General features: G+C 52.6%; 25 protein-coding genes, 2 tRNA genes and 1 pseudogene. 19 read left to right on the top strand and 9 right to left on the bottom strand.

Going from position 1 to position 26,589, the window contains the following annotated elements; all coding sequences use genetic code 11:
- Positions 1-18: 18 nt before the first annotated feature.
- The 8 genes and pseudogenes from INF61_RS19485 to INF61_RS19450 all read left to right on the top strand — a co-directional run bounded on the left by INF61_RS19485 (position 19) and on the right by INF61_RS19450 (position 4,232).
- Positions 19-378, top strand: coding sequence for a hypothetical protein (locus tag INF61_RS19485; RefSeq protein WP_227413515.1), 360 nt, complete (start codon positions 19-21; stop codon positions 376-378).
- Positions 378-1,400 carry a chromosome partitioning protein ParB gene (locus INF61_RS19480; RefSeq protein WP_193548016.1) on the top strand — a complete coding sequence of 341 codons (1,023 nt, stop codon included), beginning with the start codon at positions 378-380 and terminating at the stop codon, positions 1,398-1,400. Before INF61_RS19485 ends, INF61_RS19480 begins: the two co-directional genes overlap by 1 nt.
- Positions 1,387-1,950, top strand: a complete 564-nt coding sequence (locus INF61_RS19475) for an ead/Ea22-like family protein (RefSeq protein WP_370553156.1) — start codon at positions 1,387-1,389, stop codon at positions 1,948-1,950. Before INF61_RS19480 ends, INF61_RS19475 begins: the two co-directional genes overlap by 14 nt.
- 59 nt (positions 1,951-2,009) lie before the next feature.
- Positions 2,010-2,294, top strand: a complete 285-nt coding sequence (locus tag INF61_RS19470; protein WP_370553169.1) for a DUF551 domain-containing protein — start codon at positions 2,010-2,012, stop codon at positions 2,292-2,294.
- On the top strand, positions 2,291-2,773 hold the full coding sequence (locus INF61_RS22935) for an ead/Ea22-like family protein (RefSeq protein ID WP_370553154.1): 483 nt from the start codon (positions 2,291-2,293) through the stop codon (positions 2,771-2,773). The genes INF61_RS19470 and INF61_RS22935 overlap by 4 nt, the downstream gene beginning before the upstream one ends.
- 2 nt (positions 2,774-2,775) lie before the next feature.
- Entirely contained in the window at positions 2,776-3,198 is a 423-nt protein-coding gene (locus tag INF61_RS19460) for an HNH endonuclease (protein WP_129318445.1), read from the top strand.
- A gap of 452 nt (positions 3,199-3,650) precedes the next feature.
- A pseudogene (locus tag INF61_RS19455) lies at positions 3,651-3,923 on the top strand (dATP/dGTP pyrophosphohydrolase domain-containing protein); the annotation flags it as partial.
- A gap of 123 nt (positions 3,924-4,046) precedes the next feature.
- The gene (locus tag INF61_RS19450; protein ID WP_022648922.1) at positions 4,047-4,232 is read left to right on the top strand and encodes a hypothetical protein; all 186 of its coding nucleotides are present in this window, start codon (positions 4,047-4,049) and stop codon (positions 4,230-4,232) included.
- Here the strand turns inward: INF61_RS19450 and INF61_RS19445 are convergent.
- Positions 4,216-5,385, bottom strand: a complete 1,170-nt coding sequence (locus tag INF61_RS19445) for an integrase family protein (protein ID WP_193548014.1) — start codon at positions 5,383-5,385, stop codon at positions 4,216-4,218. The genes INF61_RS19450 and INF61_RS19445 overlap by 17 nt on opposite strands.
- A 195-nt stretch (positions 5,386-5,580) precedes the next feature.
- Here INF61_RS19445 and INF61_RS19440 point away from each other — a divergent pair.
- Positions 5,581-5,652 (top strand) — tRNA-Arg (locus tag INF61_RS19440).
- Between the two features lie 13 nt (positions 5,653-5,665).
- Here INF61_RS19440 and INF61_RS19435 read toward each other — a convergent pair.
- A complete protein-coding gene (locus tag INF61_RS19435; protein WP_193548013.1) occupies positions 5,666-7,045 on the bottom strand; it encodes a diguanylate cyclase in 1,380 nt (459 codons plus the stop codon).
- 267 nt (positions 7,046-7,312) lie between these two features.
- Here INF61_RS19435 and lpxP point away from each other — a divergent pair, with 267 nt between their 5' ends.
- Both lpxP and ypdK read left to right on the top strand, forming a co-directional pair.
- Complete coding sequence (lpxP, locus tag INF61_RS19430; protein WP_086527955.1) at positions 7,313-8,233, top strand: kdo(2)-lipid IV(A) palmitoleoyltransferase; 921 nt, start codon at positions 7,313-7,315, stop codon at positions 8,231-8,233.
- 358 nt (positions 8,234-8,591) lie between these two features.
- Positions 8,592-8,663, top strand: coding sequence for a membrane protein YpdK (gene ypdK / locus INF61_RS23145; protein WP_099458937.1), 72 nt, complete (start codon positions 8,592-8,594; stop codon positions 8,661-8,663).
- A gap of 58 nt (positions 8,664-8,721) precedes the next feature.
- Here the strand turns inward: ypdK and alaC are convergent, their stop codons facing one another.
- A complete protein-coding gene (gene alaC, locus INF61_RS19420; RefSeq protein ID WP_017383460.1) occupies positions 8,722-9,957 on the bottom strand; it encodes an alanine transaminase in 1,236 nt (411 codons plus the stop codon).
- A 386-nt stretch (positions 9,958-10,343) separates the two neighbouring features.
- Between alaC and INF61_RS19415 the strand changes: the two genes are divergently transcribed.
- Together INF61_RS19415 and INF61_RS19410 are read left to right on the top strand one after the other, a co-directional pair.
- Positions 10,344-12,041 carry a sensor histidine kinase gene (locus INF61_RS19415; protein WP_032654382.1) on the top strand — a complete coding sequence of 566 codons (1,698 nt, stop codon included), beginning with the start codon at positions 10,344-10,346 and terminating at the stop codon, positions 12,039-12,041.
- A gap of 13 nt (positions 12,042-12,054) precedes the next feature.
- The gene (locus INF61_RS19410) at positions 12,055-12,786 is read left to right on the top strand and encodes a LytTR family DNA-binding domain-containing protein (RefSeq protein WP_017383462.1); all 732 of its coding nucleotides are present in this window, start codon (positions 12,055-12,057) and stop codon (positions 12,784-12,786) included.
- A 35-nt stretch (positions 12,787-12,821) separates the two neighbouring features.
- Here the strand turns inward: INF61_RS19410 and glk are convergent, their stop codons facing one another.
- Entirely contained in the window at positions 12,822-13,787 is a 966-nt protein-coding gene (glk, locus tag INF61_RS19405) for a glucokinase (RefSeq protein WP_193548012.1), read from the bottom strand.
- Between the two features lie 205 nt (positions 13,788-13,992).
- On the opposite strand from glk, the gene INF61_RS19400 reads away from it, so the two are divergent.
- Positions 13,993-15,228, top strand: a complete 1,236-nt coding sequence (locus tag INF61_RS19400; protein WP_045141727.1) for an ion channel protein — start codon at positions 13,993-13,995, stop codon at positions 15,226-15,228.
- Here INF61_RS19400 and ipdC read toward each other — a convergent pair whose 3' ends face one another.
- Positions 15,229-16,887, bottom strand: a complete 1,659-nt coding sequence (gene ipdC, locus INF61_RS19395; RefSeq protein ID WP_039270231.1) for an indolepyruvate decarboxylase — start codon at positions 16,885-16,887, stop codon at positions 15,229-15,231.
- Between the two features lie 186 nt (positions 16,888-17,073).
- Between ipdC and mgrA the strand changes: the two genes are divergently transcribed.
- Together mgrA and INF61_RS19385 are read left to right on the top strand one after the other, a co-directional pair.
- Positions 17,074-18,072, top strand: coding sequence for an L-glyceraldehyde 3-phosphate reductase (gene mgrA, locus INF61_RS19390; RefSeq protein WP_015572234.1), 999 nt, complete (start codon positions 17,074-17,076; stop codon positions 18,070-18,072).
- Between the two features lie 126 nt (positions 18,073-18,198).
- Positions 18,199-18,546 carry a DUF2502 domain-containing protein gene (locus tag INF61_RS19385; RefSeq protein ID WP_015572233.1) on the top strand — a complete coding sequence of 116 codons (348 nt, stop codon included), beginning with the start codon at positions 18,199-18,201 and terminating at the stop codon, positions 18,544-18,546.
- Between the two features lie 33 nt (positions 18,547-18,579).
- Here INF61_RS19385 and INF61_RS19380 read toward each other — a convergent pair whose 3' ends face one another.
- Positions 18,580-19,818, bottom strand: a complete 1,239-nt coding sequence (locus INF61_RS19380) for an Nramp family divalent metal transporter (protein WP_017383466.1) — start codon at positions 19,816-19,818, stop codon at positions 18,580-18,582.
- A gap of 345 nt (positions 19,819-20,163) precedes the next feature.
- Here INF61_RS19380 and nupC point away from each other — a divergent pair, with 345 nt between their 5' ends.
- Complete coding sequence (gene nupC, locus INF61_RS19375; RefSeq protein WP_006811440.1) at positions 20,164-21,351, top strand: nucleoside permease NupC; 1,188 nt, start codon at positions 20,164-20,166, stop codon at positions 21,349-21,351.
- Between the two features lie 46 nt (positions 21,352-21,397).
- On the opposite strand, the gene INF61_RS19370 is transcribed toward nupC, so the two are convergent.
- Positions 21,398-23,587 carry an EAL domain-containing protein gene (locus INF61_RS19370; protein WP_193548011.1) on the bottom strand — a complete coding sequence of 730 codons (2,190 nt, stop codon included), beginning with the start codon at positions 23,585-23,587 and terminating at the stop codon, positions 21,398-21,400.
- A 212-nt stretch (positions 23,588-23,799) separates the two neighbouring features.
- A tRNA-Ala gene (locus tag INF61_RS19365) sits at positions 23,800-23,875 on the bottom strand.
- 217 nt (positions 23,876-24,092) lie between these two features.
- Here INF61_RS19365 and INF61_RS19360 point away from each other — a divergent pair.
- Together INF61_RS19360 and INF61_RS19355 are read left to right on the top strand one after the other, a co-directional pair.
- On the top strand, positions 24,093-24,455 hold the full coding sequence (locus tag INF61_RS19360) for a YfeC-like transcriptional regulator (RefSeq protein WP_015572232.1): 363 nt from the start codon (positions 24,093-24,095) through the stop codon (positions 24,453-24,455).
- Position 24,456: 1 nt separating this feature from the next.
- Positions 24,457-24,843 carry a YfeC-like transcriptional regulator gene (locus tag INF61_RS19355; RefSeq protein ID WP_017383469.1) on the top strand — a complete coding sequence of 129 codons (387 nt, stop codon included), beginning with the start codon at positions 24,457-24,459 and terminating at the stop codon, positions 24,841-24,843.
- Between the two features lie 52 nt (positions 24,844-24,895).
- On the opposite strand, the gene gltX is transcribed toward INF61_RS19355, so the two are convergent.
- On the bottom strand, positions 24,896-26,311 hold the full coding sequence (gene gltX, locus INF61_RS19350) for a glutamate--tRNA ligase (RefSeq protein ID WP_015572231.1): 1,416 nt from the start codon (positions 26,309-26,311) through the stop codon (positions 24,896-24,898).
- Positions 26,312-26,589 lie beyond the last annotated feature (278 nt).

The raw sequence follows: 26,589 nt of genomic DNA, 5'->3' as shown, positions 1-26,589 counted from the left end.
AACACGGAGAAACTATCCATGACGAACACACAGAACGTCACCGAGTTACAACCAAGTATGACCCGGGAGCAGCTGATCGACGCAGCGCGTAAGGCCGCCCCTCTCCTTCCGCCAGCTTATCGCGGCATTATGACCGAACTGGCTAACCGCCTGGACTATACCAGCGTCGCGCTTTGTGAAGCGATGGCGCAGCGTAAAGAACTGGCTGTTCAGAACGCTACTTTGCGTGAAGATGTCGCAAACTGGGCCAAAGAGTGTGACCGCATTATTGAACGCCACACGAAGACCAGAACCAATATGCATTTACTGGAAGCCCAGCGAGAATTGCGTGAGCTGTCACCCATCGTCATTTCCCAAAATAACGAGGTGGCTCTCTGATGGCTAACTCATTCAAGCAAATGACCCGTGACGGGACCATCAAGCGCACCGATACCGGGATGTTCATCAGCCTTGATCAAATCCATGTGCGGGAAGGTTTCAACAAACGCGAAGATGATGAACGTACCCGCCAGGCAGATGATGACCTCTTCAACTACCTGATGAACGGTGGTTCTGTTCCTCCACTGGAAGTTATCGCCCGCGATGAAGGTGGAGTGTGGGTTGTTGAAGGCCACCGTCGGCGTCGCTGCTATGCGCGCTGTGCAGAAGCTGGTAAGCCAGTAGACCGTATCCATATCATGCCGTTCAATGGTAGCGATGTTCAGCGCCTGGCGCGCATCATGACCAGTAACAACCAGCTCCCGCTATCCGATATGGAACAGGCAGCTGTTATTCAGGAGCTACATAACGCCTTCAACCAGACCACCAGCGAGATTGCAAAGCTGGTGAATAAGTCTGTGGCCACCGTCGAGAAGCTGCTGCTCCTCAGTACGGCGAACCATGACGTTCAGCAGGAGGTTAAATCCGGTGCTGTGTCAGTCGATGTCGCGGTTGATCGCGTTATGGAGTATGGCGAACAGGCCGGGAAAGTTCTCCAACATGATAAAGCTGTAGCGGCTGCCCAGGGTAAATCGAAAGTAACCCGTAGCTCTATCGCGCCGGAGCTGAGCGTCAAGAACGCACGCCGTTTCGTTGAGCTGATGGCTCAGGCCACGATCAGTGATGAAGGTGTCTTTACTCTTGAAGGCACTGCTCTGGCCGAGGCGCTGTCGATTATGGACGAACATAAAGCGATTGCCGAAGCGCGTGAAACTTACCGCCTGTCACAACCAGTCCCTGAAACTGAGATCAAAGGTAAAACTCTTTACGTCAGACTTGAAGGTAATGAGATCGGGAAAGCGCAAATCTATCGCGGTAAGAACGTCATCCTTAATGGGATTGTCACCAGCCAGTCAAAGGCTGTGGCCCACTTCGTCAAGCAACACAAATTGCAGCAGGAGCAAAATCATGACAGCCAATAAACCAATGACCGGCGAACAGCTGGATGAACTGATGACTATTGCTGTCAACATGCAACGAGACAGTGAAAAGGTGAGTGGCCGCCCTGCTGCTATGTTCGCTTATGCAGTGCAGGTAGCTGTTCTGGAACTGCGTAAGGTTCGTAATGAAGCTGCTGCGCTGGCTGCCGAGAATGCGGGGCTGAAGAAGTTCATTACTCAAGAATGTCACGTTGCGCACGTTGAGCCAGAGACATTCTACGAAGAGGAAATTACTCGCTACGTTAATGCTGATGGGTACGAGCCAGAAACCACGGCGACCGACGCTTTCCTGGCTGAAGTGCGGGCGCAGGCCCACAAGGAAGGCGCTCACTTTGTTGCTAACAGGATGCTGGCCGCATGGGAGGCTGGGTTTATCGATGACACGGCAAAGAACGCGGCAGACATCGCATGGATGATCCTCACATCTACAGAGTTTATGGCTGATGCGCCAGAGGGGGATTTCGATCGCTCGCTCGCTGATGGAATACTCGAAGACATCGCCGCCCAGCTTCGTAAAGGAGTGCAGTCATGAGCAAAGTGACTTTCGTCGTTGAGTTTGAGGATGGTAAAGAGCCAGCAGTAAACGCTGGAATGACAATCTTTGGCGGAAAGATCGCGGCTGTCTCATGGAGCGATGCGCTGGAAGAAAAAGCATTCTCCGTGCATGAATGCCTTCCATCACCCAATGACACGGTTCTGCTTTTCGATTCAACCGGTGAGGGATGGCTGATTGGTTGGCGCTCAATGTGGATTACCTTTGGGCAGAAAGAGACTGGAAGTTGGCAATGGACTTTCCAGAACGGTGATATCGATATCGACGATGTTGTTATCACTCACTGGGCTCCAATTCCAGAGGAACCGGAGGCCGCCCAGTGAGCAACATCGACAACCGTGTATTACGGGAAGCGGCGGTTCGCGCAGGTGGCGTGAAGTGGCAATACATGCGCGCGACGCAACATTCGAAAGCATACATAACGGACGATAAAGGCTCGACAGTCGTTAATTGTTCGGACGGTGATGTTCCAGCCAAATGCGCAGGATTTATCGCCGCAGCCAACCCCGCCACCGTACTGGCGCTGCTGGATGAGCTGGAAGCAGCAGAGAATCGGATCGCTGAGGTTGAATCACAGCGGCGAATGGCTTTCATGGCCTGTAATCGGTGGGCAGATAAGCTCAGAGAGGCAGAGAAGCGGATTGCTGAGCTATCACACCACCTCCAATGCGCGCACGCCTTTATCGAACATACAGAGGCGTTTGGCTACGAAGCCTCAAACGGGATTCTGTGCTGTGGTGATGCGAAGTGGAACATTGATGAGTCTAAGTCGGCTCTGGCCGCAGCCGGAAAAGGAGAGTGAGCATGGCACTGACGAAAAAACAGCGCGCAGAGCTGCGCATGAAGTTCGGTGGTCGCTGTGCTTATTGTGGCTGCGAACTTCCCGAAAAGGGCTGGCATGCTGACCACGTTGAGGCGGTACTGCGAAAATCTGAGCAGTGTATGAAGGCTGCTGCGAAAGGCATCTTCAAACTGAAGGCGACGGGTGAATACTACAGGCCAGAGGCTGAAAGACTGGAAAACCTATTCCCGGCATGTGCGCCCTGCAACTTACTGAAAACGTCCTACTCGCTGGAAATGTTTAGAAAGCAGATATCTCTTCAGGTCGAGCGAGGGCGCAAGAGCAGCATGAACTTCCGAACGGCAGAGCGTTTCGGCCTTATCGAGGCAGTGGAGAAGCCAGTGGTGTTCTGGTTCGAACAGTATCAGGAAGGAGCAGCATCATGATTACCCTTACCAAAGAATGGCTACTGAAGACCATCGCGGAGCTTGAAGAAGAGCGAGATGCTATGCCCGGCGCAGTAAACGAAGATGCGGCTATGGCGCACGCTGCGATGAAGATTGCGCTGGCATCGCTCGAAGCGGAGCCTGTGTCTGAGGTCTGCGAGGGATTTACCCTGAGATATATCGGTCACGGACCTGCGCCTAAATCCGGGGTGAGAATCGGAGACAGGCTTTACGCCTCCCCGCCAGCGCCGGTAGCAATGAAAGACCATCAGATCCGTGAGCTGGTGAACGAGCTGCGTGATATAGCAGTCAAGTATCACGGGAGCCAGCAGCTTCGTGAACATATTGCTCGCACAATACGCGCCGCCATGCTTCAGGGGGCCGAACATGTAAAGGCGGCTAACAAGTTACCGGAAGAAACCGGTTCATCTTTGCAGTTGCGCAATCTCATCCGTCAGCGCCATGCTGATTGGTCACAGGCCACGTTCGGTGATGTTGGTCCTGTCGGCCCGCTTAAGCACCTTTCAAAAGAAGCACTGGAAGCAGCGGACGAACCTGAAGACCTCAGCGAGTGGGCTGATATGCAATTCCTGCTGTGGGATGCCCAGCGACGCGCTGGCATAACTGACGAGAAGATTACACAGGCATTGATCGATAAGCTGGCAGTGAACAAGACTCGTCAATGGCCGGAACCGAAAGACGGTGAGCCTCGACTGCATATAAAGGCATGTCTGAAGTTAGAGGGGAAAGAGAAACAAAAAAAGTAGATCGCTGCGATGTCTGCACTGAAGGCGCTCGCGGCGGGTGTGGTACGTGTATTTTTAACGGTAATTTTTAATGAGGTATTTATGACTACTACTGATTTTATGGAAGAGCAGGAAGTGTTCGACCTGCTCAAAAAGAAAAAAACTGCTGTCTGGCGTTTACGCAAAGAACGTGGTTTCCCCGATCCTGTTCTCACCTATCCATCACGATATAGCCGTAAAGCAGTTATGAAGTGGATTGAAGAGGGCGGCGTCAACCGAGCTGTTTAACATGCCAGAATATTTTATCGGCATATATTTCATAAGCCTCTTTCTGCTCCACCAGCCAGTCGTGTTTGTTGTACACGGCCATCACACCACCCAGTTCATGCCCCAGCATCTTTTCGGTGACATGGGGCATAACTCCCTCCCCTGACAAATTCGTTACCAGTGAGCGCCTGAAATCGTGCGTTCTCCATTCCGGTATATCAATTTTATCCCTTAACTTTTTCATGTAGAGATTTGCTGACGAACGATCTATTGCCTTATCCAGTTCCTGTCCGGGAAACAGGACGGTGTTACCCGAATTTAACAGCCTCTCCACAAAAGGATTTACATGCTCAAAAACAGGACGACGAATAACATTCCCCATTTTTGAATGCTCAGCTGGAGTTGTCCAAATTAGATCGTCCATATTGAATTCGCTGTTAGTAGCCAGACGCAACTCTGACAACCTGGCACCCCACAGTAACAACAATTGGTGAAGTACCTTGTTTGAGGTAACAATCTTATTGTTTTCCAGTGCGAGCCATATTTTTGCCAGTTCGGTATAGGTTAAAACCCGGCTTCCAACATCCGGCTTCTTTCCTATCGTCTTAACGCTGAGCTTCAGAACCTCGCACGAAGGTATGAGCTGTCTGCTGATACACCAGTTCATTACAGATCGCAGCTGGAGGAGAAGTACCCTGGCCTTTTTGCCGTTTTTCTTTTCCTGCTTATCGAAGAACCTAACCCATGATGAAACAGGAATATTTACGACGGGAGCATCCGGGAATTCTGTGTACATAGTGTTGTACACAACTGACTTGTATAATGTCTGTGTATTAGGCTTCAGGGTCTCAACATACTTGTTCCACCACTGATTGAGACACTCTTTAAGTGTCAGCTCGCCATCCTCTTTGGCAAAATAATTTTTAGGGTTTAGCCCCTTGAGGTACAATTCGCGCATCTCGCCGACAATGACGCGAGCTTCTTTCAGAGATGTAGCAGGATAGCGCCCAATAGAAAGGCGAACAGGTTTACCATTCCATCGGTACCGAAACTGAAACGTAATCGTTCCGGTAGGGGTAATACGCACGCTGAGACCGTCACCATCTGTGACTTCGGGCGCGCCGTTGTATGGCTTGTCATTGATGCTGCGAAGTTTGGTATCACTGAGGGCCACGGCTCTGAATCCTGTACACACTGATTTTCTGCATTCTGTACTCAATATGTACGCAATGGCAAGTGAACCAAATGATTTTCTTTGCGTAAAGACAGGAACGAATGGGAAATAAAAGGGACTAAAAGCTTGAAGCGGCGTGGACTCTTGCGATAACATGCAACACAAGACGAACACTTAAAAACCAGTTATTTCTACGTCCCCTTAGTTAAATGGATATAACGAGCCCCTCCTAAGGGCTAGTTGCAGGTTCGATTCCTGCAGGGGACACTTCTGTCTTTCCTTACGCCCCCTTCCAAAGCTCCACGCAGTTTCGGCCACGCCGTTTCGCGCCGTATAAGGCTTCATCCGCCGCCTGAATCAATCGCTCGTAATCGGGATGCCCGTTGAACATCGCAACGCCTATCGAGAGGGAGAGCGGGATAATATCGCCGGTTGGGGAGTTAACCTTGATTTTTTCCACCCGCCTACGGATACGCTCGGCAATTCGCAGCGCGTCCACCTCTGAGATTTCCGTTAGCACAATCAGAAATTCATCGCCGCCGTAGCGAAAAACGTAATCACAGGTTCGCACGTTGTCGTAGAACGCGCCGGAGACTTTTCGCAGGATCTCGTCCCCGGTATTGTGCCCCCAGGTATCGTTGATTTGTTTAAATTTGTCGACGTCAATCAGCAGCGTCGAGAGCTTTGTTCCCGCCCGGGTGGCGTGCAGGATTTCGCGTTTGAAGATGGTTGACAGAAAACGGCGATTCAACAGGCGGGTCAGGACATCAACCCCCACCTCGTGTCGCGACACTTCGTCAAACAGTTCGCGCAAAAGCGTGATGATTTGCGAGAGGGTATTACGCATTCGCTGCAAGAATTTATCCCGCTGCGCTTTATCACTCAGACCCTGCCCTGCAAGACGGACCTCGTTAAAAAGGTCATCGAATTCCTGAGTCAGACGAGAGATATGACCGGCCTCAGCGATCCCGCTGAAGTAGTGCCGACCTTTATGGCTAAACCACAGTCCAAATTCAGACTGCCCCAGCGGCAGACTGATGCCGATACTGGAATTAAGCGTGATCTTATACAGAAGCACCATTTCCCATGACAGCAGCGCCGCGGTCTGTCTCTCCTTCTCCTCTTCTGCGTTCTCCATTAAGGAAAAGATGCGATAATTTTCGTCCTCTTTCGCCGCATTGTTCTCGCTAAATACATAGGCCCGCGACATCACTTCCATGGCCAGATCGATACTGTTTATCGCGTAGTGATAAATATGCAGCTTCACCTCAGGCGAATGGGCGCTGGTAGTAATGACAGGTAACAGCAGCTTTTTCAGAACACGGAAGCCCATTTCAACTAAATCAACCGAAATACCAATACGGGCATGAACATCCGCAGCGCGCTGCTGCGCCCGCATCTGCTCTTCAACCTGCTCCACACGGCATGAGAGCACATCAATAAGCCAGCGACGAAGCGCCTCCTGAAGCTGCCTCTCCACCTGTTCGGTTGTCAGGAATTCAGCTGCCGATGGATCTGCCAGCACAACACGATAGAATTCAGCGACCAGGGGAGTTGCGTTGTCTCTGGCAAGCTCAGTCGCAAGCCGATGCACATCGGGATCGGTTTCATTAATCAGCTTCACCCACTCTTCTTTCACCGTTTGCAGGTAGGTTTCCATGGTCTGCACCTTCAGGAGACATGCGGGAACGCAGATTAAACAATAGCAAATCAAACCACTCCGCAATTGCCGCTTTTTTAAACAAAAACGAGTGATGGCTCATAATGTATAACGGTGCTACATTATGCCGCCCACCCAAGTCAGCAATGGCCAGGCAACGTCGTAAAGAACGGTAAAGCCTGCAACCATGACCTCGTCCTACGGTCTCAATGGCACGTGGTATCGCGAAGTCTGCGCTACCTTCACAGGCTTCACATAGGTTCCACTATTTTGTCTCAATCCAAATTTCAGCGGGCGTTTCTGCACCCGCGCTACTGGTTTACATGGTTCGGCCTTGGCGTGCTTTGGCTGCTGGTTCAACTTCCTTATCCCGTGATCCGTTTCCTGGGTTCTAAGCTCGGTAGCGCATCGCGTCACTTCCTTAAGCGTCGTGAGTCCATTGCCCGAAAAAATCTCGAACTTTGCTTTCCGCATTACAATGCCCAGCAGCGCGAAACGCTGATTGCGGAAAACTTTAAATCTATCGGTATGGCGCTGCTTGAAACCGGTATGGCCTGGTTCTGGCCAGACGAGCGTGTCCGTAAATGGTTTGACGTGGAAGGCCTGGATAACCTGAAACGTGCCCAGATGCAAAACCGCGGCGTGATGGTTGTGGGTGTGCATTTTATGTCGCTTGAGCTGGGCGGCCGCGTTATGGGTCTTTGTCAGCCGATGATGGCAACCTATCGCCCGCATAACAGCGCGCTGATGGAATGGGTACAAACGCGGGGCCGCATGCGTTCAAATAAGGCGATGATCAGCCGTAACAATCTGCGCGGTATGGTTGGCGCCCTGAAAAAAGGGGAAGCCGTCTGGTTTGCCCCGGACCAGGACTACGGTCCTAAAGGCAGCAGCTTTGCCCCTTTCTTTGCGGTTAAAGATGTCGCTACGACGAACGGTACCTTTGTGATTTCACGTCTCTCAGGCGCCGCGATGTTGACGGTGACCATGGTCAGAAAAGCGGATAAGTCAGGCTATCGTCTGCATATCTCCCCAGAGATGGCGAACTATCCAGAAGATGAGAGTGAAGCCGCGACCTTTATCAATAAGGTGATTGAGTTTGAGATTATGCGTGCGCCTGAGCAGTATCTGTGGATGCACCGCCGCTTTAAAACCCGCCCCCTGGGCGAAGCCTCGCTCTATATCTGACCCCTGTCGAAGGTTAGTTTCGCTAAGAAACTAGCCTTTTCAAACACCTGTAATCGCAGTGCGTAACGGCTTTTTCGACCGTCGCTCAACAGGCATTTATTGCGTACCGAAATCAAACTGTCGCCGTTCCACGACACTCGTAAGTGTCGGAAATTATTTAAAAAAATGCCTCTTGTCACTCCTGAAATTTAGGCGTACATTAGCGCCGTCTGGCGACAGGAAAGCACAGAATTCAGAGCTGAAGTTAGCGACGTCACGGGATAATTCCGATTTCCCCTTTCGCATGATTTCAACTCTCTATACTCAGTTGGACTCTGTTTTTTTAATGCGTACCGGAAGATACGCGGAGCGATGAAACGTGAAATATTTCTTTATGGGCATTTCGGTTATTGTTTTAGTTTGGGCCGGAACGTTTGCTCTGATGATCTAGTTAAGAAAATGCAGTCAAAAAAACAGGCGCCGTTGGCGCCTGTTTTTTTTGGTGTCCGTTACGACTCGGGTTGTTCCGCAACGCTCTTCGCTGCAAGCAGGCCATCCGCGCGGAACATGCTTTTAATGCCCCGCACTGCCTGACGGATACGGTCGCTGTTTTCAATCAGCGCGAAACGCACGTGCGTGTCACCGTAGTCACCAAAGCCAATGCCTGGAGAGACGCAAACCTTCGCGTCCTGAAGCAGTTTTTTGGCAAATTCCAGAGAACCCATCGCCGCATACGGCTCAGGGATTTTCGCCCAGACGTACATAGAGGCTTTAGGCATTTCCACCATCCAGCCTGCTTCATGAAGCCCTTTTACCAGCACATCACGACGGCGTTTGTACTGAGCGGCAATATCGAGCACGCACTGCTGATCCCCTTCCAGCGCCGCGATGGCCGCGACCTGTAACGGCGTGAAGGTGCCATAGTCATGGTAGCTTTTAATACGCGCCAGGGCGCTCACCAGCGTTTTGTTTCCCACCATAAAACCAATTCGCCAGCCCGCCATGTTGTAGCTTTTCGACAGGGTGAAAAACTCAACCGCCACATCGCGGGCACCCGGTACCTGCATAATTGACGGCGCTTTCCAGCCATCATAAACGATATCGGCGTAGGCGAGATCGTGTACCACCAGCACGTCGTAACGCTTAGCCAGCGCGACCACTTTCTCGAAGAATTCGAGTTCAACGCATTGTGCTGTTGGGTTTGACGGGAAACCGAGGATCATCATTTTCGGCTTCGGATAGCTTTCACGAATCGCCCGTTCCAGCTCGTTAAAGAAGTCGACGCCTTCCACCAGCGGGACAGAACGCACCTGCGCGCCGGCAATCACCGCCCCATAGATGTGAATGGGGTAGCTCGGATTCGGCACCAGTACGGTATCGCCGTGATCCAGCGTCGCCAGCATCAGGTGGGCCAGCCCCTCTTTGGAGCCAATGGTCACAATCGCTTCACTTTCAGGATCGATATCGACCTGATAACGATCCTGATACCAGCGGGAGATCGCCCGACGTAAGCGTGGAATGCCGCGTGAGGTGGAATACCCATGGGTATCAGGACGCTGCGCAACCGTGCAGAGTTTCTCAACGATATGCGGCGGCGTTGGGCCGTCAGGGTTACCCATACTGAAATCGATAATGTCTTCGCCGCGCCGACGCGCAGCCATTTTCAGTTCAGCAGTGATATTGAAAACATAAGGGGGGAGACGATCGATACGCGTAAAACGGCGTTCAGGACTGAATTCAGCCATAGATTCCTCAGAGTCACGTTAGCGCCCGGACCGTCCGAGCGACGCTGCCACCCGTGTGGCGTGCTTAGAAAATAACCTGAAGAAAAAGACGCTGTCGAGAGGATAACGGCAAAACAATATTTTGCGCTAAAACGGGAATGCGATTGCAGTGAAAAGCGGAACTCTTATCGTGAACAGGCAGTTTTAAGCGCTACGATTTAACACAATATTTTCAGTATCGTTACCTGACGTTTCTCCCCAAACGGAAAAGCACCGGCTTTCAGTCAAAAGCCAGCAATCCCCTTTGAGAATTATGGTTTTTCCCCATTTGATAAATCTGATGGATAGCTGGTCATCAGGCCCTATGTTTTCTATCATAGATTTTTCCCGTTTTCCCAGGCCTGACCGTGCACGAAATCTTCAATATGCTCCTGGCGGTGTTCGACCGCGCGGCATTAATGCTGATCTGTCTCTTTTTCCTTATCCGCATCCGCTTGTTCCGCGAACTGTTGCATAAATCTGCCCATTCGCCAAAAGAGCTGCTGGCCGTCACGTTTATCTTTTCGATGTTTGCCCTGTTCAGCACCTGGTCCGGGGTGCCGGTAGAAGGCTCGCTGGTGAACGTGCGCATCATCGCCGTCATGTCGGGCGGGATCCTCTTTGGTCCCTGGGTTGGGATTATCACAGGCATCATCGCCGGCACCCATCGATACCTGATTGATATTGGCGGCGTGACGGCAGTCCCCTGCTTTATCACCAGCATTATTGCCGGGCTGCTCTCGGGCTGGATTAACCGCAAAATCCCGAAAAAGCAGCACTGGCGTGCGGGGATTATCGCGGGGATGGTCTGCGAAACGCTGACCATGATCCTGGTCATCGTCTGGGCGCCAACCGTTGCGCTGGGGCTGGATATCGTCTCGAAGATCGGTATTCCTATGATCCTCGGGAGCGTCTGTATCGGTTTTATCGTGCTGCTGGTGCAAAGCGTGGAGGGCGAAAAAGAGGCCAGCGCCGCGCGTCAGGCCAAGCTGGCGCTGGATATCGCCAACAAGACGCTGCCGCTTTTCCGACACGTTAACGCCGAATCTTTACGTCAGGTTTGCGATATCATCCGCCGTGATATTCACGCCGATGCGGTCGCCATCACCAATATTGACCACGTGCTGGCTTACGTTGGCGTCGGGGAGCACAATTATCGCGACAGCGACGATACCATCAGCCCGACCACCAGACAGGCGATTAACTACGGAAAAATCATCATTAAAAACAATGATGAAGCCCACCGGACGCCAGAGATCCACTCAATGCTGGTGATCCCGCTGTGGGAAAAAGGCGTGGTCACGGGGACGCTGAAAATTTACTACTGCCATGCGCACCAAATCACCTCTTCGCTCCAGGAGATGGCGATTGGCCTGTCGCAGATTATCTCCACTCAACTTGAGGTTTCGCGTGCAGAGCAGCTGCGCGAGATGGCAAATAAGGCAGAGCTGCGCGCCCTGCAAAGCAAGATCAATCCCCATTTCCTGTTTAACGCGCTGAACGCTATCTCCTCTTCCATCCGTCTGAATCCGGATACCGCGCGGCAGCTGATATTTAATCTGTCGCGCTATCTGCGCTACAACATTGAGCTAAATGACGACGAGCAGATCGACATCAAAAAAGAGCTGTATCAAATCAAGGATTACATCGCCATCGAGCAGGCTCGCTTTGGCGATAAGCTGACGGTCATTTACGATATTGATGAAGAGGTCAACTGCGTGATCCCAAGCCTGCTGATCCAGCCGCTGGTGGAAAACGCCATTGTTCACGGTATTCAGCCGTGTAAAGGCAAAGGCGTGGTAACGATTAGCGTGACGGAAAGCGGTAACCGCGTGCGTATCGCCGTGCGCGATACCGGGCACGGCATCGATCCTAAAGTCATTGAGCGCGTCAAATCAAACGAAATGCCGGGCAACAAGATCGGACTGCTGAATGTGCATCACCGGGTCAAACTGCTGTACGGTGACGGGCTGCATATTCACCGTCTTGAGCCGGGCACCGAAATTGCCTTTTATGTTCCGAATGAGCGAACGCCCGTGAATGCCCCCATATCCTTGTTGCCGTAGGCCGGAGTAACAGATGAAAGTCATCATTGTAGAAGATGAAATTCTGGCTCAACAGGAGTTGAGCTGGCTTATCAAAACCCACAGCCAGATGGAGATTGTTGGCTGTTTTGAGGATGGTCTGGACGTGCTGAAATTTTTACAGCATAACCGGGTCGACGCGATATTCCTCGATATTAATATTCCGTCGCTGGACGGCGTCCTGCTGGCGCAAAATATCAATCAGTTCGCCCACAAGCCGTTTATTGTGTTTGTCACCGCGTGGAAAGAGCATGCCGTGGAGGCCTTCGAGCTTGAGGCGTTTGACTATATTCTCAAGCCGTACCAGGAGTCGCGTATTATCAGCATGCTGCATAAGCTGGAAGCCGCGTGGCAGCAGCAAGCATTACCCGCCAGCGCCAGCCCGGTAGCGCGGGAAAACGACACGATTAATCTGGTGAAGGACGAACGGATCATCGTCACGCCTGTCGACGATATTTACTATGCCGAAGCGCATGAAAAAATGACGTTTGTCTATACGCGGCGTGAATCCTACGTCATGGCGATGAACATCACCGAATTCTGCAATAAACTCCCGGCCGCTCACTTCTTCCGCTGCCACCGCTCGTTCTGCGTCAACCTGAACAAGATCCGCGAAATCGAACCCTGGTTTAACAACACCTATATTTTGCGGCTGAAGGATCTGGATTTTCAGGTGCCGGTAAGCCGCAGCAGAGTGAAAGAGTTCCGCCAGCTCATGCACCTGTAGCGCGTTCCCTCTCCCGCAGGAGAGGGGAATGAGCATCAGAGGATCTGACCCAGTACCTGACGCAGATGCGCCCCGGAGCCCAGTAAGCCTGGGTTGTCGTGGACAATCAGGTAAACAGGAATGTCCTGGACATAACTCCTGAAGCGGCCTTTGTCTTCGAAGCCGCCACGGAAGCCGGAGGCGGTAAAGAAATCGAGGAAGCGCGGTACGATCCCGCCCGCAATATAGACCCCGCCAAAGGTGCCAAGGTTCAGCGCCAGGTTGCCGCCAAAACGCCCCATGATGACGCAGAACAGCGACAAAGCACGGCGGCAGTCAATACAGCTGTCGGCCAGCGCGCGTTCGGTCACATCTTTAGGTTGCAGATTTTCCGGCAGACGACCGTCTGATTTTACAATCGCCCGATACAGGTTCACCAGGCCCGGGCCAGAAAGCACCCGCTCGGCCGACACGTGCCCAATCTCGGCGCGTAGCTCCTCAAGAATAATGCCCTCTTCTTCGCTGTTCGGCGCAAAATCCACGTGACCGCCTTCGCCCGGCAGGCTGACCCAGCGTTTGTCGACGTGGACCAGGTGCGCCACCCCCAGGCCGGTGCCTGCGCCATAAACGGCAATCGGTTTGCCTTCAACCGGGGCCGTACCGCCGAACTGAATCAGATGCTCTGGTTTAAGCATTGGGATAGCCATGGAAACCGCAGTGAAGTCGTTGATAATTTCAAGGTGCGAGAAGCCGAGGTTTTTCCGCATTTCGGCAATTGAGAAGGCCCACGTGTGGTTGGTCATCGCCACCCAGTCGCCGGTGATCGGACAGGCGATAGCGATACAACCGTCTTCAACGCTCACTTTATGCTCTTCCAGATAGACGCGAACCACCGCTTCCAGGCTTGGGTAATCCAGCCCTGAATAGGTTTTCGTCTGAGAAATTTCACCGCTGTTCACATCGCACAGGGCAAGGCGCGCGTTGGTGCCGCCTACATCACCTACCAAAGCATACTTTGTCATTCTTCTACTGCTCCGCTAAAGTCAGAATAAATCTTTGGGACACTGTAAATTCAAGGCGTGATAACAACAACGACCAGAAGGTGACTGCCCATGGATTATCGATCTTCGTCACATTATAACTTTACCGTTTCAGCACCTTTTGCACTATTGCCACAATGCTGATTGTGCAAAGTAACGTTAAGCCGTTTTGTACAAGGAAATCATCATGCTCCATCCGCGAGCCAGAACCATGCTGTTATTGGCTGTCCCGGCGCTGATTATTGGCGTGGCGTCGAGCCTGGTGCTCATCGTCGTCATGAAAGTGGCGGCGGTGCTGCAAACGATTTTATGGACCGCGCTTCCGGTAAAACTCGGTATCAGCATTGACTCGCCGGGCTGGATCATGATGATGCTGACCCTGACCGGGATTGCCGTAGGGCTGGTGATCCGCTATAGCCCGGGTCATGCCGGGCCGGACCCGGCACTGGAACCCTTGATTGGCGCGCCTGTCTCTCCCTCTGCTCTGCCGGGGCTTATCATCGCGCTGATAATCGGTCTTGCGGGGGGCGTAAGCCTCGGGCCTGAACATCCCATTATGGCGGTTAATATCGCGCTGGCGGTCTTTCTGGGGGCGCGTCTTTTCCCGCGCGTTGGCGCGCTGGACTGGACGATCCTGGCGTCAGCAGGCACCATCGGGGCGCTGTTTGGCACCCCGGTCGCGGCTGCGCTCATTTTTTCGCAAACCCTCAGCAGTGATCATGAAGTACCGCTGTGGGATAAACTCTTCGCGCCGCTAATGGCCGCCGCTGCGGGAGCCCTCACCACCAGCCTGTTTTTCCATCCCCATTTTTCACTCTCCATCCCCCACTACGGCCAGATGCAACTCACCGATATTTTCAGCGGTGCCGTCGTCGTCGCCATCGCCATTGCGCTGGGGATGGTCGCGGTGTGGTGTCTTCCTCGTCTGCATCGCCTGATGCACAGGCTGAAGCATCCGGTGCTGATTCTGGGCATGGGGGGGTTTATTCTGGGCGTTTTAGGCGCCATCGGCGGAACGGTTACGCTGTTTAAGGGTCTGGACGAGATGCAGCAGCTGGCCTTCAGCCAGGTCTTTAGCGTCTCCGATTATCTGCTGTTCGCGCTGGTAAAACTGGCGGCGCTGGTGGTCGCTGCGGCCTGTGGTTTCAGGGGAGGTCGAATCTTCCCGGCGGTATTTGTTGGCGTCGCGCTGGGGCTGATGCTGCATGAGCACGTTGACGCTGTCCCTGCGGCGATTACCGTCTCCTGTTCCATTCTGGGGCTGGTACTGGTGGTCACGCGCGATGCGTGGCTGAGCCTGTTTATGGCGGCCGTTGTCGTACCGGATACCACGCTTCTGCCGCTGCTCTGTATCGTGATGTTGCCCGCCTGGCTCCTGCTGGCGGGCAAACCGATGCTGATGGGATGGCGAAACGACAGGTAATCAGGCGTTATTGCGCGCCTCCAGCGCTTTGGTCAGCGCGCTCAGCAGCGGCGGAATATCGGCTTTCGGCAGCATCACCTCGATCAGCGAAAGCCGCTCATGGTGTGCCACTTTATCCAGCACCTCCGCCAGCGCTTCCGCTTCGCTGACGCGCCAGCACTCTGCCTGAGGCGCCAGGCTCAGCGCCTGCGGGATCTGCGTCCAGTTCCAGAGGGCAATATCGTTATAGCGCTGCTCCGGCCCGTGGATGGCCCTTTCCACCGTGTATCCTTCGTTGTTAAGCACCAGAATAATCGGGCGCTGCTTGTCGCGCAGCATCGATCCCAGCTCCTGAATGGTCAACTGCGCGGCGCCGTCACCCGTCAGGACAATCACGCGTCGGTTCGGACACGCCGTTTGCGCGCCAAACGCCGCCGCCAGCGTGTAGCCAATCGATCCCCACAGCGGCTGGACGATAAAGTTCACGTCCGCCGGTAAACGCAGATCGATAGCGCCGAAAGCAGACGTTCCCTGGTCAGCCAGAATAATGTCTCCGGGGCGGACAAACGTTTGCAGGGTACGCCAGAAGCTCTCCTGAGTCAGCGCCCCTTCGATAGTCGGGAACGAAAAGCCGCTGTGATCCAATGGCGCTCGCGTATCACGAACATAGGTTTTACACAGCGCTGTCAGCGTTTCAATGGCCTCCCTCATCGGGATACCCGTAAACCAGACGTCGCCGACGCGGGACGCGTGTGGCTGAACCTCTATCGTCTGGTCTGGCGTCAGCTGGTGGGTAAACCCGGCAGTGAGCGTATCGGTAAAGCGCGTGCCAATACACAGCACCGTATCAGCCCCCTCGATGGCCTCTTTGACCGGCGCGGCGCTCGCCGATCCGCTGTAGGTGCCGTAAAAACCGCTCTGTCGTTCGTCAAAAATGCCCTTGCCCATCAGCATGGTGGCGTGTGCCATCGGCACCTCTTTCACCCACGTCTGAAGGGCCGTGCGCAGACCATGGCGGAGTACGAGGAAGTCCGCTAACAGCGCGGTGCGTTTGCTCGTGGACAAGCGCTTTTCGGCAGCCTCACGAAACGCCTGCAAGCAGGCTGAATCAGCCGGTGCGGGGTTAACATTGAGAGCGCTTACAGGGGGCGTAGCGGCTTTTTTCGCCACATCAGCGGGCAGCATCAGGTAGCCCGGACGGCGCTCCCGCAGCATAGTGGTCAGGACTCTGTCAATTTCATAGCAGGCGTTTTGTTCGGTAAGCACCGCCTGTGCAACGGTGATGGGTTCGCTCATATGATAGAAATGGCGGAACTCGCCGTCACCCAACGTATGGTGCAATAACTCTCCTCGCTGCTGCGCCGCCATACCCGGGGCCCCCACAATATGGAGGACGGGAACATGTTCGGCAAAGCTGCCCGCCACACCGTTCATGGCGCTTAACTCCCCAACGCCGAATGTCGTCAGGAGCGCGGCAAAGCCCTTACAGCGGGCATAGCCGTCTGCGGCGTAAGACGCGTTCAGTTCATTGGCACAGCCCACCCAGCAGATGTCCGGGCTGTCTATCACGTGATCGAGAAATTGCAGGTTATAGTCGCCTGGCACGCCAAACAGATGATCGGCACCACAATCTGTTAGTCGGTCCAGCAGGTAATCGGCGACGCAATAGGGGGTACGCATATTATAAGTGTCCTTCTGACGTTGACCTCACTCTGAGTATTAAATAAGCGTGAAGCGTGTCCAGAATTGGCGACAATCAGGGTCTGGAAAGAATGCTTTACGAAAAAAGCTGGGCTATGCTCATTTTCTTCAGGTTAGTGTAAACGTATACACTGATGTTTCTTTCCAGCGCCAGAGGTCTCGTCAATGGGTTATCAGCCTGACAAAAATCGTTATCAGACAATGCAATATCGCCGTTGTGGACAAAGCGGCCTTAAGCTTCCCGCCATCTCGCTGGGGCTTTGGCATAATTTTGGCGACGCGACGTTACTCGAAAACAGCCGTCAACTTTTACAGCGTGCTTTCGATTTGGGTATTACGCATTTTGACCTTGCCAATAATTACGGCCCGCCTCCTGGTTCGGCCGAACGTAATTTCGGTCGCATTTTGCAGGAGGATTTCCTGCCCTGGCGCGATGAGCTGATCATCTCCACTAAAGCGGGCTACACCATGTGGGACGGGCCTTACGGTGACTGGGGCTCACGTAAATATCTGATCGCCAGCCTGGACCAGAGCCTCAGGCGTATGGGGCTGGAGTATGTCGATATTTTCTATCACCACCGCCCGGATCCACAAACGCCGCTACGTGAAACCATGAAAGCGCTTGACCATGTGGTGCGTCAGGGCAAGGCGCTGTACATCGGTCTGTCCAACTACCCGGCAGAAGTGGCAAGGCAGGCGATTGAAATACTGGAGGATCTGGGCACGCCATGTCTGATCCACCAGCCGAAGTACTCCATGTTTGAACGTGCGCCTGAAGAGGGGTTGCTGGACGTGTTGCAGCATAAAGGGGTGGGATGTATCCCCTTCTCCCCCCTGGCGGGCGGACAGTTGACCGATCGCTATCTGAACGGTATCCCGGCGGATTCTCGCGCAGCAAGCGGCAGTAAGTTCCTTAACCCGGAGCAGATCACCGACAGAAAGCTGGAAAAGGTACGCAAGCTGAATGCGCTGGCGGAAAACCGGGGGCAAAAGCTTTCGCAAATGGCACTGGCCTGGATCCTGCGCCACGATGCGGTGACATCCGTGCTCATCGGCGCAAGCAAGACCGGACAAATTGAAGATGCAGCAGGCGTGCTTGAGAATTGTCGGTTCACGGCAGAAGAGCTGAAGACGATAGATACGATCCTGTCCAGTTCAGATTAAAAACACTTTTAGCAAAAAGTGCTCTCGTTCATGATTTAGGAGTTGAGGCGATGAAACGAATGTTTACCAACTCGTAAAATTGCGTTAACAGGTCGCACAGCGGCCCCGATCGTGAAGGAGAAGAGTATGTTCAGGTCACTGATTCTTGCAGCGGTATTACTGGCTTCGGCCCCGCTGGTCGCCAGTGCGGGCGAAATCACCCTGTTGCCATCGATTAAATTACAAATTGGCGATCGTGATGACTACGGCAGATACTGGGACGGTGGCTACTGGCGCGACCGTGACTACTGGCATCGCCATTATGAATGGCGTCAAAACCGCTGGTGGAAACACGATAACGGCTATCACCGTGGCTGGGATAAGCGTAAGGCTTACGAACGCGGCTACCGCGAAGGCTGGAACGATCGTGACGACCGCCGTGGCGGCTGGGGTCATGGAAAAGGCAGAGGCCACGGTCACGGCCATCACCATTAACAACAAAAAGGAGCCTTCCGGCTCCTTTTTCTTTTACAGGCCTGCGGCTGTGCCTATCAGCAACCACAAGTTTAACGCCACCACCACGACCACAATGGCCCACCCGGCGCGCTTCACCCACGTCGAATTCACCAGATCGCCCATCAGCGATTTGTTGCTGGTGAAGATCAGCAGCGGCACCAGCGCCAGCGCAATCCCGAAACTCAGCAGTACCTGACTCATCACCAGAATGCGGGTCGGATCCAGCCCCATCAGGATCACAACAAAGGAAGGCAGCATCGTAACCGAGCGGCGAACCCACAGCGGAATATGGAAACGTACGAACCCCTGCATCACCACCTGCCCGGCCAGTGTCCCCACAACCGTAGATGAAAGACCCGCAGCAACCAGGCTTAAACCAAAAATAGTGGCTGCGGCATGGCTCAGCAACGGCTCCAGCGTCAGGTAAGCCTGGTCGAGATCGGCAACCCCGGTATGCCCGTTAAAGTGGAACGCGGCGGCGGCGGTTGCCATCATCGCCAGATTCACAAATCCGGCAATGGTCATCGCGATAGTCACATCCCATTTCGAGGCGGAGTAGCGCTCTTTACTCGTCCCGCCATGCAGATTCTGGGTTAATGAAGAGTGCAGATAAATGACGTGCGGCATAATGGTCGCCCCCAGCACCCCGGCAGCCAGAAAAACGGCTTCAGAAGTGGGTAACGACGGGATCACCATCCCTTTCGTCAGCTGCGCCAGATTCGGTTGGGAGAAAATCAGCTCAACAATATAGGCGGCAGCGACGAACAGCAGCAGGCCGCCGATGACTTTCTCCAGCGGTTTTTGCCCCCGCCGCTGGAGCATCAGAATCAGGAAAGTGGCGATACCGGTCAGCACGGCCCCCTGAAGCAGGGAGACGCCCAGGATAAGCTTAAAGCCGATCGCCGCCCCGATAAACTCGGCGAGATCGGTGGCCATGGCGATAATTTCCGCCTGAACCCAGTAAAACCAAACTGCCGGACGTGGATAATGATCGCGGATTTGCTCCGCCAGGTTTTTTCCGGTAGCAATACCCAGCTTCGCGGAGAGCATCTGAATCAGCATCGCCATCAGATTGGCCCAGACCACAACCCACAGCAGTTTATAGCCGAAACTGGCCCCGGCCTGAATGTTGGTCGCAAAATTACCCGGATCGATGTAGCCAATCGCGGCAATGAATGCCGGTCCCATTAATGCGAACCGCAGCTTGCGTGCCGCTCTGCCGCTGCTACTCTCTACGCGACTATTCGTCATTTCTGCCTCTGGAAATATAGCCTTTGCTATGTTTCATGCTATCAAAATGAGAATGATTATCAAGTTCATTTGTAATGGTTAACATGATTTCTCTGATAGTCAGGAACGATAGACAGGCAGGTGGAGCAAGGTCACAGAATGTGAAAATGCGCAGACATTTGTGAAGCGTAGCACACAAACTTAACTTTTCACTCATTTACCTAACATAACAAAAATGTCTTGTTGATCACTATTTTTGAGACTCGTCACAGGATGTAACTATAGTGTGGGCTTGATCTCGTTTTCTTTGTGCTTGTTACATAGAATGTGCACGGAAATTAAACCTGCCTCATATTTGGAGCAAATATGGACCGCGTCCTTCATTTTGTCCTGGCACTCGTTGTCGTTACTGCACTTGCATTGCTGGTCAGCACAGACCGCAAAAAAATTCGTATTCGCTATGTTGTCCAACTGCTGGTCATTGAAGTTTTACTTGCGTGGTTCTTCCTGAACTCCAACGTAGGCCTCGGCTTCGTGAAAGGCTTCTCCGAAATGTTCGAAAAACTGCTCGGATTTGCCAACGAAGGGACAAACTTCGTCTTTGGCAGCATGAACGATCAGGGTCTGGCCTTCTTCTTCCTGAAGGTACTCTGCCCTATCGTCTTCATCTCTGCCCTGATCGGTATCCTTCAGCACATCCGCGTTCTGCCGGTGGTTATCCGTGCGATCGGCTTCCTGTTATCGAAAGTTAACGGCATGGGTAAACTGGAATCCTTTAACGCAGTCAGCTCGCTGATCCTCGGTCAGTCTGAGAACTTCATTGCGTATAAAGATATTCTCGGCAAGATGTCCCGTAACCGCATGTACACCATGGCGGCAACCGCAATGTCTACCGTTTCCATGTCTATCGTGGGCGCGTATATGACCATGCTGGAACCAAAATACGTAGTTGCGGCGCTGGTTCTGAACATGTTCAGCACCTTTATCGTGCTTTCGCTGATTAACCCGTACCGCGTGGATGCCAGCGAAGAGAACATTCAGATGTCAAACCTGCACGAGGGACAGAGCTTCTTCGAAATGCTGGGTGAATACATTCTGGCGGGTTTCAAGGTTGCAATTATCGTCGCCGCGATGCTGATTGGCTTTATCGCGCTGATCGCTGCGCTGAACGCCCTGTTTGCGGCCGTACTCGGTATCTCCTTCCAGGGTATTCTGGGCTACATCTTCTACCCGATTGCCTGGGTGATGGGCGTGCCCGCTCACGAAGCGTTGCAGGTGGGCAGTATCATGGCAACGAAACTGGTTTCCAATGAGTTCGTGGCGATGATGGATCTCCAGAAGATTGCCAGCACACTCTCCCCTCGTGCGGAAGGGATCCTGTCCGTCTTCCTGGTCTCCTTCGCGAACTTCTCTTCCATCGGTATTATCGCTGGTGCGATTAAAGGCCTGAACGAAGAGCAAGGTAACGTCGTTTCTCGCTTTGGCCTGAAGCTGGTTTACGGTTCAACGCTGGTGAGCGTCCTGTCTGCCTCTATTGCAGCACTGGTTCTGTAATTCATACCGTGCAATAAAAACCGGGAGCCATCGCTCCCGGTTTTTTTTATGCCTCCAGCGCCGTCAGGGGCAGTGGTTTACCAATCAAATAGCCCTGCAAATAGTCCACGCCGAATCGCAGCAACATCTCGCGTTGTTCAGCCGATTCCACATATTCAGCCACCACACAAAGCGATTTCGTTTTGGCCATGTTGCAAATGGACTGCACGATCATCGCATCCATGCTGTCGGTGCAGATATCTTTCACGAAGCAGCCATCGATCTTAATGATATCGGCCTCCAGCCGCTTCAGGCGCTCAAAGTTGGCATAGCCGGTACCAAAGTCATCAATAGCAATGCGGAAGCCGTAATCCCGCAGCTGCTGGATATTGTTGATGCTGCTTCCCGAGTCAGAGAAAGCCTGTTCCTCGGTGATCTCAATGACGATATCTTGCGGCGCAATGGCGTAGCGTTCAAAAAGCGCGATGATCTCAGCCGCTATCTCATTTTGCATCAGCGTCAGCGGCATCAGATTAACGGAGAACCGCGTTCCGGCCCGTTCGGACGGATGGCTGCGCATCCACATCAGCAATTTTTCCACCACGTTCAGGTCAAATCGGTGGCTCAGGTTAAACTGAGCAATTAGCGGAATAAAGCGATCAGGCGTGATGATCTCCCCCTCGCTTTCAAGCCTTGAGAGGATTTCAAAGTACCCTTCCCCACGCGCGTTATGGATTGGCTGGGCGTAAAGGTGAAGCCCTCCGACATCAAGGGCGCGTTTTATGCGGGCCAGCATCAGCACTCTGTCCGTCGTCTGACCGGAGACATCATCCAGACTGTTGGTTAACGCCAGGACGTTATGCCCGGCACAGGACTGCTCGGAGAGCCAGCTCAGCTGACCCAGCGTATGATGCAGGCTTTCTCCATCCGGCACTTCACCCCAGGAGGCGCCAAACTCGATGTCGAGCTCAGTCTTGTTCCAGACAATCTTACGGCTGTTCAGATGATCAACCATATATTGCAGACGTTCAGCCGTGCCCGGCCCCAGCAAGACCACCACCAGCTCACTGCCAGGCAACTGGAAGAGCTTCTCGTCTTTTTGCAATAACGGTTGCAGCGACGCGGTGATCATCTTTTTACAGTGTACACGCATGAGGATGCCGTAGTGACGGCTCAGAAATTCCAGATTATCCAGGCGCAGGCAGCAGATTTTGGCTTCGGGATGATGCTGTAAAAACACTTCCAGCGCACGAATGTTAGGCAGACCGGTGAGCGGATCGGTAAGCGCCCTCTCCTGCCACCCCTGTTTCAGCCATTCACTTTTCTGATAGATCCGCGACATGTAAAGCAGGCAGATGGCGAAAGAGATCAGCACCGACAGGATAAAGGAGAGCGAATGGCCCGATTCAACGCCATTAAGAAAATTATAATTATAGGTCAACAGCATGAGCGCCGAGGCCGCCCAGAGTAAAGAGATGAGCGCATAGCTCAGACGACCAATCCCCAGGGTAAAAAGAATGAAAACGATTGGCATCAAATAACCCGCAATAAACTGCGATTCAAAAGGCGCGCATAAAATAGCGATCATCGAGATCAACAGCATCAGCCACACAACGATAAATAACGCTTTTTTGTGACAAAAGAGGGGCTTCACGCTTCGCCGCCAGAATGTTCGGGCATAGCGAGGATTAATAATCATTCTTAACGGATAATAGAACATCATGGTGAAAATCAGGGCGGCACAAATCAGACTCTGAATATCGATAACGTTATAAATTGCAGAGCCTTCGCCGAAATAGGAGGAGATTGTCACCGGGAAATCAAATAAATATCCCGCCAGATACATCGATAATTTGATGCCCACAGGCACCATAAATCCGAGCCAGAAAATACGTATGCCAATGTACTTATTCGGTATGCTGTGTCGCCAGCGCTTGCCCAGCACCAGACGGATGACGCCACAGGCGGCGAAGACGGTAAACGTCTGACAACATAATAATACGGCAGATTGTAGTGGTGCTAAATCAAGATTATAAATATTAGTAATACTAAAACTTAACAGCAAAGGAATGATTGCCCGCCGTCCAAATAACAACACGATGGCGAGCATGGCACTTAAGGGCAACCACGCCAGATAAACATCATTTTCGCTGACGATGGCCCGTGGAGAGATATAACGAGAAAAAGGAATCGCAATCAGGCTTAGCGCCAGGGCAATCATAAATATCTTTACATTATTGTAAATTTTTCTATTCATTAATCCGGATAATCTATTTTACCATCGTCTCATTGACCGCATGGATAATAGGTTTATTAATAACACGAATCAAGTTCAGGTCTATTTATAGACTTGTTTATTGATTTGGATTGAGGTGAGGTGTAGAAAACGACGTTAATTGCAACAAAAACAGTCTAAAATATTTTACAAGATATAAAAAAACCCCCGTCTTGCGACGAGGGTTTAGAGTTTGGTGGAGCTAAGCGGGATCGAACCGCTGACCTCCTGCATGCCATGCAGGCGCTCTCCCAGCTGAGCTATAGCCCCGTCGTAAAGCTGTCATGTTGACGGGCGGCATAATATGAATTCCGCCGCAGAGTGTCAACGGCAAATTCAGCCTCCGCCTTTCAATCGCCGAAAAATCATGCAAATGAATCACTTTGCGAGCCTGCTCGCAGCCAGGAGTTAAGCTTGTCACGTTTTCACGTAAAACGGTGCTATAAAATGAACCACTAATTAACCCCACAGATATTCAGGAAATTGTATGATCAAGGAACGAATGACGCCAGAAGAGTTAGCCCTGCTCACTGGCTATAGCCGACAGACCATCAATAAATGGGTACGCAAAGAGGGTTGGATTACATCGCCAAAGCCAGGCGTTCAGGGTGGCAAGGCGCGTCTGGTACACGTCAATGAAAAAGTGCGCGACTTTATTCGCAGCGCGCGCAGGGCAACAGAGACGCCGGAACTGCCAGATAAGGCGTACCACGAGGGCTCGCTTCATGCCCTGCTCCTGACGCTGGCGAATGAAATGACGCCGGAAGAGCAAAAGCAGATGACATCGCTATTACTGCGGGAAGGGATTACCGGCTTGTTACAACGTTTAGGGATTCGCGACCAACGCTGATATGAAAAGATTACGCAGCAAAATGACCACGGAAGAGCTGGCGGACAGTCTGGGCGTAGCCCGACAAACCGTTAATCGCTGGATACGACAGAAAGGATGGAAAACGGAGGGTATCAACGGTGTAAAAGGCGGAAGAGCGAGGGTGATATGTATTGATGCGCACGTTAAGGAGCACATCATTAGTCTTCCCGCCATTCGTAACCGTCGGGCTGTTTACCATGTGGCGGAAAGCCCCTCCCACTACGGCGTGGCAACCTCATCCAGCCTGCTTCCACAAATTATCGACTCGCTGGAAAACATGACGACTGTCGAACAGGAACGTTTGCACAAGTTGCTCGCTCGTGAAGGGTTGCAGGGTTTTCTCACGCGTCTTGGTATTGCTGAATAACAGGCATAAAAAAACGGCAGGTTACCCTGCCGTTTTTTGTATTACATGAGTATTACTGCTGGCTTTCACGCTCAGCAATAAAGCCCAGCGCTTTGTTGATACGCGCAACGCTACGTGATTTGCCGATAGCATGAACGGTCACGTCCAGCGCCGGAGACTGGCCTGCCCCCGTCACCGCAACGCGCAGCGGCATACCGACTTTACCCATGCCAATTTCCAGCTCATCAGCGGTAGCCTGAATCGCGTGGTGAACATTTTCCGCAGTCCATTCGGTAATGGCTTCGAGTTTATCACGCACCACTTCCAGCGGCTGACGCGCAACCGGACGCAGGTGTTTCTTGGCCGCGTCGGCGTCGAACGCGTCAAACTCTTCATAGAAGTAACGGCAGCTTTCAGCAATTTCTTTCAGCGTTTTGCAACGCTCGCCAAGCAGCTTCACCAGATCCGCCAGTTCAGGGCCCGTACGGGTATCGATGTTTGCCTGTTCAATGTGCCATTGCAGATAAGTCGCCACATATTCTGGCTGCATGGTATTGATGTAGTGATGGTTCAGCCACAGCAGTTTGTCAGTGTTGAACGCGCTGGCTGATTTGCTGACAGAGTTCAGAGAGAACAGCTCGATCATCTCTTCGCGGCTGAAGATCTCCTGGTCACCATGAGCCCAGCCCAGACGCACCAGGTAGTTCAGCAGCGCTTCCGGCAGATAGCCGTCATCACGGTACTGCATCACGCTCACCGCGCCATGACGTTTGGACAGCTTTTTACCGTCGTCACCGTTGATCATTGATACGTGCGCATACACCGGTACAGGCGCGTTCAGCGCTTTCAGAATGTTGATCTGACGCGGGGTGTTATTGATATGGTCTTCACCACGGATCACGTGAGTGATTTCCATATCCCAGTCGTCCACAACTACGCAGAAGTTATAGGTTGGCGATCCGTCAGTACGACGAATGATAAGGTCATCCAGCTCCTGGTTGCTGAATTCGATCGGACCACGGATCTGGTCATCAAAGATAACAGAGCCATCCTGTGGGTTAGCAAAACGCACTACGCAAGGCTCATCCGCAGCATGCTCGCTGTGGTCATGGCGGCAACGACCGTCATAACGCGGTTTTTCGCCTTTTGCCATTTGCTCTTCGCGCAGCGCATCCAGACGCTCCCTGGAGCAGTAGCACTTATAGGCCGTGCCTGCCACCAGCATCTCGTCAATTACGGCGTTATAGCGGTCAAAACGTTTGGTCTGGAAGTATGGGCCTTCGTCCCACGCCAGATTCAGCCAGTTCATCCCATCCATAATGGCTTCAATTGCTTCCGGCGTTGAGCGCTCCAGATCGGTGTCTTCAATACGCAGCACAAACTCACCGTTGTTGTGACGTGCGAAAAGCCAGGAGTAGAGAGCGGTACGTGCACCACCGACATGCAGATAGCCTGTCGGGCTCGGCGCGAAGCGAGTTTTGATTTTCATGAAATGGCCTTACGTTATAAAGATGCCGGTAATCGGCAAATTCCGGGAAGAAAACAATGGGCAATATTCTATCACTGTGGGCCGATTCCTCAATGTCGATCACTTTATCCAGTTCGAGATTGCTGTTTTTGTTTATAAATCATGCGCCACAGTCCGTTTTGCGATCGTTTTGACTAATTTTACGACGAACGAATAAAAACTTTAGAAAATGCGTTGACTCATTTTCAACTCTCCCTATAATGCGACTCCACACAGCGGGGGTGATTAGCTCAGTTGGT

The sequence above is a fragment of the Enterobacter cloacae complex sp. P18RS genome (genome assembly GCF_014982105.1).
Lineage (GTDB): Bacteria > Pseudomonadota > Gammaproteobacteria > Enterobacterales > Enterobacteriaceae > Enterobacter > Enterobacter hormaechei_C.
Note: the sequence above shows the minus strand (reverse complement) of the source record. Positions and strands in the feature narration are given on the sequence as shown.

What these genes read in the sequence shown, in the direction of transcription:
- INF61_RS19450 (WP_022648922.1), top strand. Translation starts at nt 4,047, where the DNA reads ATGACTACTACTGATTTTATGGAAGAGCAGGAAGTGTTCGACCTGCTC.
- INF61_RS19470 (WP_370553169.1), top strand. Translation starts at nt 2,010, where the DNA reads ATGACAATCTTTGGCGGAAAGATCGCGGCTGTCTCATGGAGCGATGCG.
- INF61_RS19370 (WP_193548011.1), bottom strand. Translation starts at nt 23,587, where the DNA reads ATGAATAGAAAAATTTACAATAATGTAAAGATATTTATGATTGCCCTG.
- alaC (WP_017383460.1), bottom strand. Translation starts at nt 9,957, where the DNA reads ATGGCTGAATTCAGTCCTGAACGCCGTTTTACGCGTATCGATCGTCTC.
- INF61_RS19380 (WP_017383466.1), bottom strand. Translation starts at nt 19,818, where the DNA reads ATGACGAATAGTCGCGTAGAGAGTAGCAGCGGCAGAGCGGCACGCAAG.
- INF61_RS19385 (WP_015572233.1), top strand. Translation starts at nt 18,199, where the DNA reads ATGTTCAGGTCACTGATTCTTGCAGCGGTATTACTGGCTTCGGCCCCG.
- ipdC (WP_039270231.1), bottom strand. Translation starts at nt 16,887, where the DNA reads ATGCGTACCCCCTATTGCGTCGCCGATTACCTGCTGGACCGACTAACA.
- INF61_RS19355 (WP_017383469.1), top strand. Translation starts at nt 24,457, where the DNA reads ATGAAAAGATTACGCAGCAAAATGACCACGGAAGAGCTGGCGGACAGT.
- INF61_RS19460 (WP_129318445.1), top strand. Translation starts at nt 2,776, where the DNA reads ATGGCACTGACGAAAAAACAGCGCGCAGAGCTGCGCATGAAGTTCGGT.
- INF61_RS19360 (WP_015572232.1), top strand. Translation starts at nt 24,093, where the DNA reads ATGATCAAGGAACGAATGACGCCAGAAGAGTTAGCCCTGCTCACTGGC.
- INF61_RS19435 (WP_193548013.1), bottom strand. Translation starts at nt 7,045, where the DNA reads ATGGAAACCTACCTGCAAACGGTGAAAGAAGAGTGGGTGAAGCTGATT.
- INF61_RS19475 (WP_370553156.1), top strand. Translation starts at nt 1,387, where the DNA reads ATGACAGCCAATAAACCAATGACCGGCGAACAGCTGGATGAACTGATG.
- gltX (WP_015572231.1), bottom strand. Translation starts at nt 26,311, where the DNA reads ATGAAAATCAAAACTCGCTTCGCGCCGAGCCCGACAGGCTATCTGCAT.
- INF61_RS19480 (WP_193548016.1), top strand. Translation starts at nt 378, where the DNA reads ATGGCTAACTCATTCAAGCAAATGACCCGTGACGGGACCATCAAGCGC.
- nupC (WP_006811440.1), top strand. Translation starts at nt 20,164, where the DNA reads ATGGACCGCGTCCTTCATTTTGTCCTGGCACTCGTTGTCGTTACTGCA.
- INF61_RS19400 (WP_045141727.1), top strand. Translation starts at nt 13,993, where the DNA reads ATGCTCCATCCGCGAGCCAGAACCATGCTGTTATTGGCTGTCCCGGCG.
- INF61_RS19410 (WP_017383462.1), top strand. Translation starts at nt 12,055, where the DNA reads ATGAAAGTCATCATTGTAGAAGATGAAATTCTGGCTCAACAGGAGTTG.
- glk (WP_193548012.1), bottom strand. Translation starts at nt 13,787, where the DNA reads ATGACAAAGTATGCTTTGGTAGGTGATGTAGGCGGCACCAACGCGCGC.
- mgrA (WP_015572234.1), top strand. Translation starts at nt 17,074, where the DNA reads ATGGGTTATCAGCCTGACAAAAATCGTTATCAGACAATGCAATATCGC.
- INF61_RS19485 (WP_227413515.1), top strand. Translation starts at nt 19, where the DNA reads ATGACGAACACACAGAACGTCACCGAGTTACAACCAAGTATGACCCGG.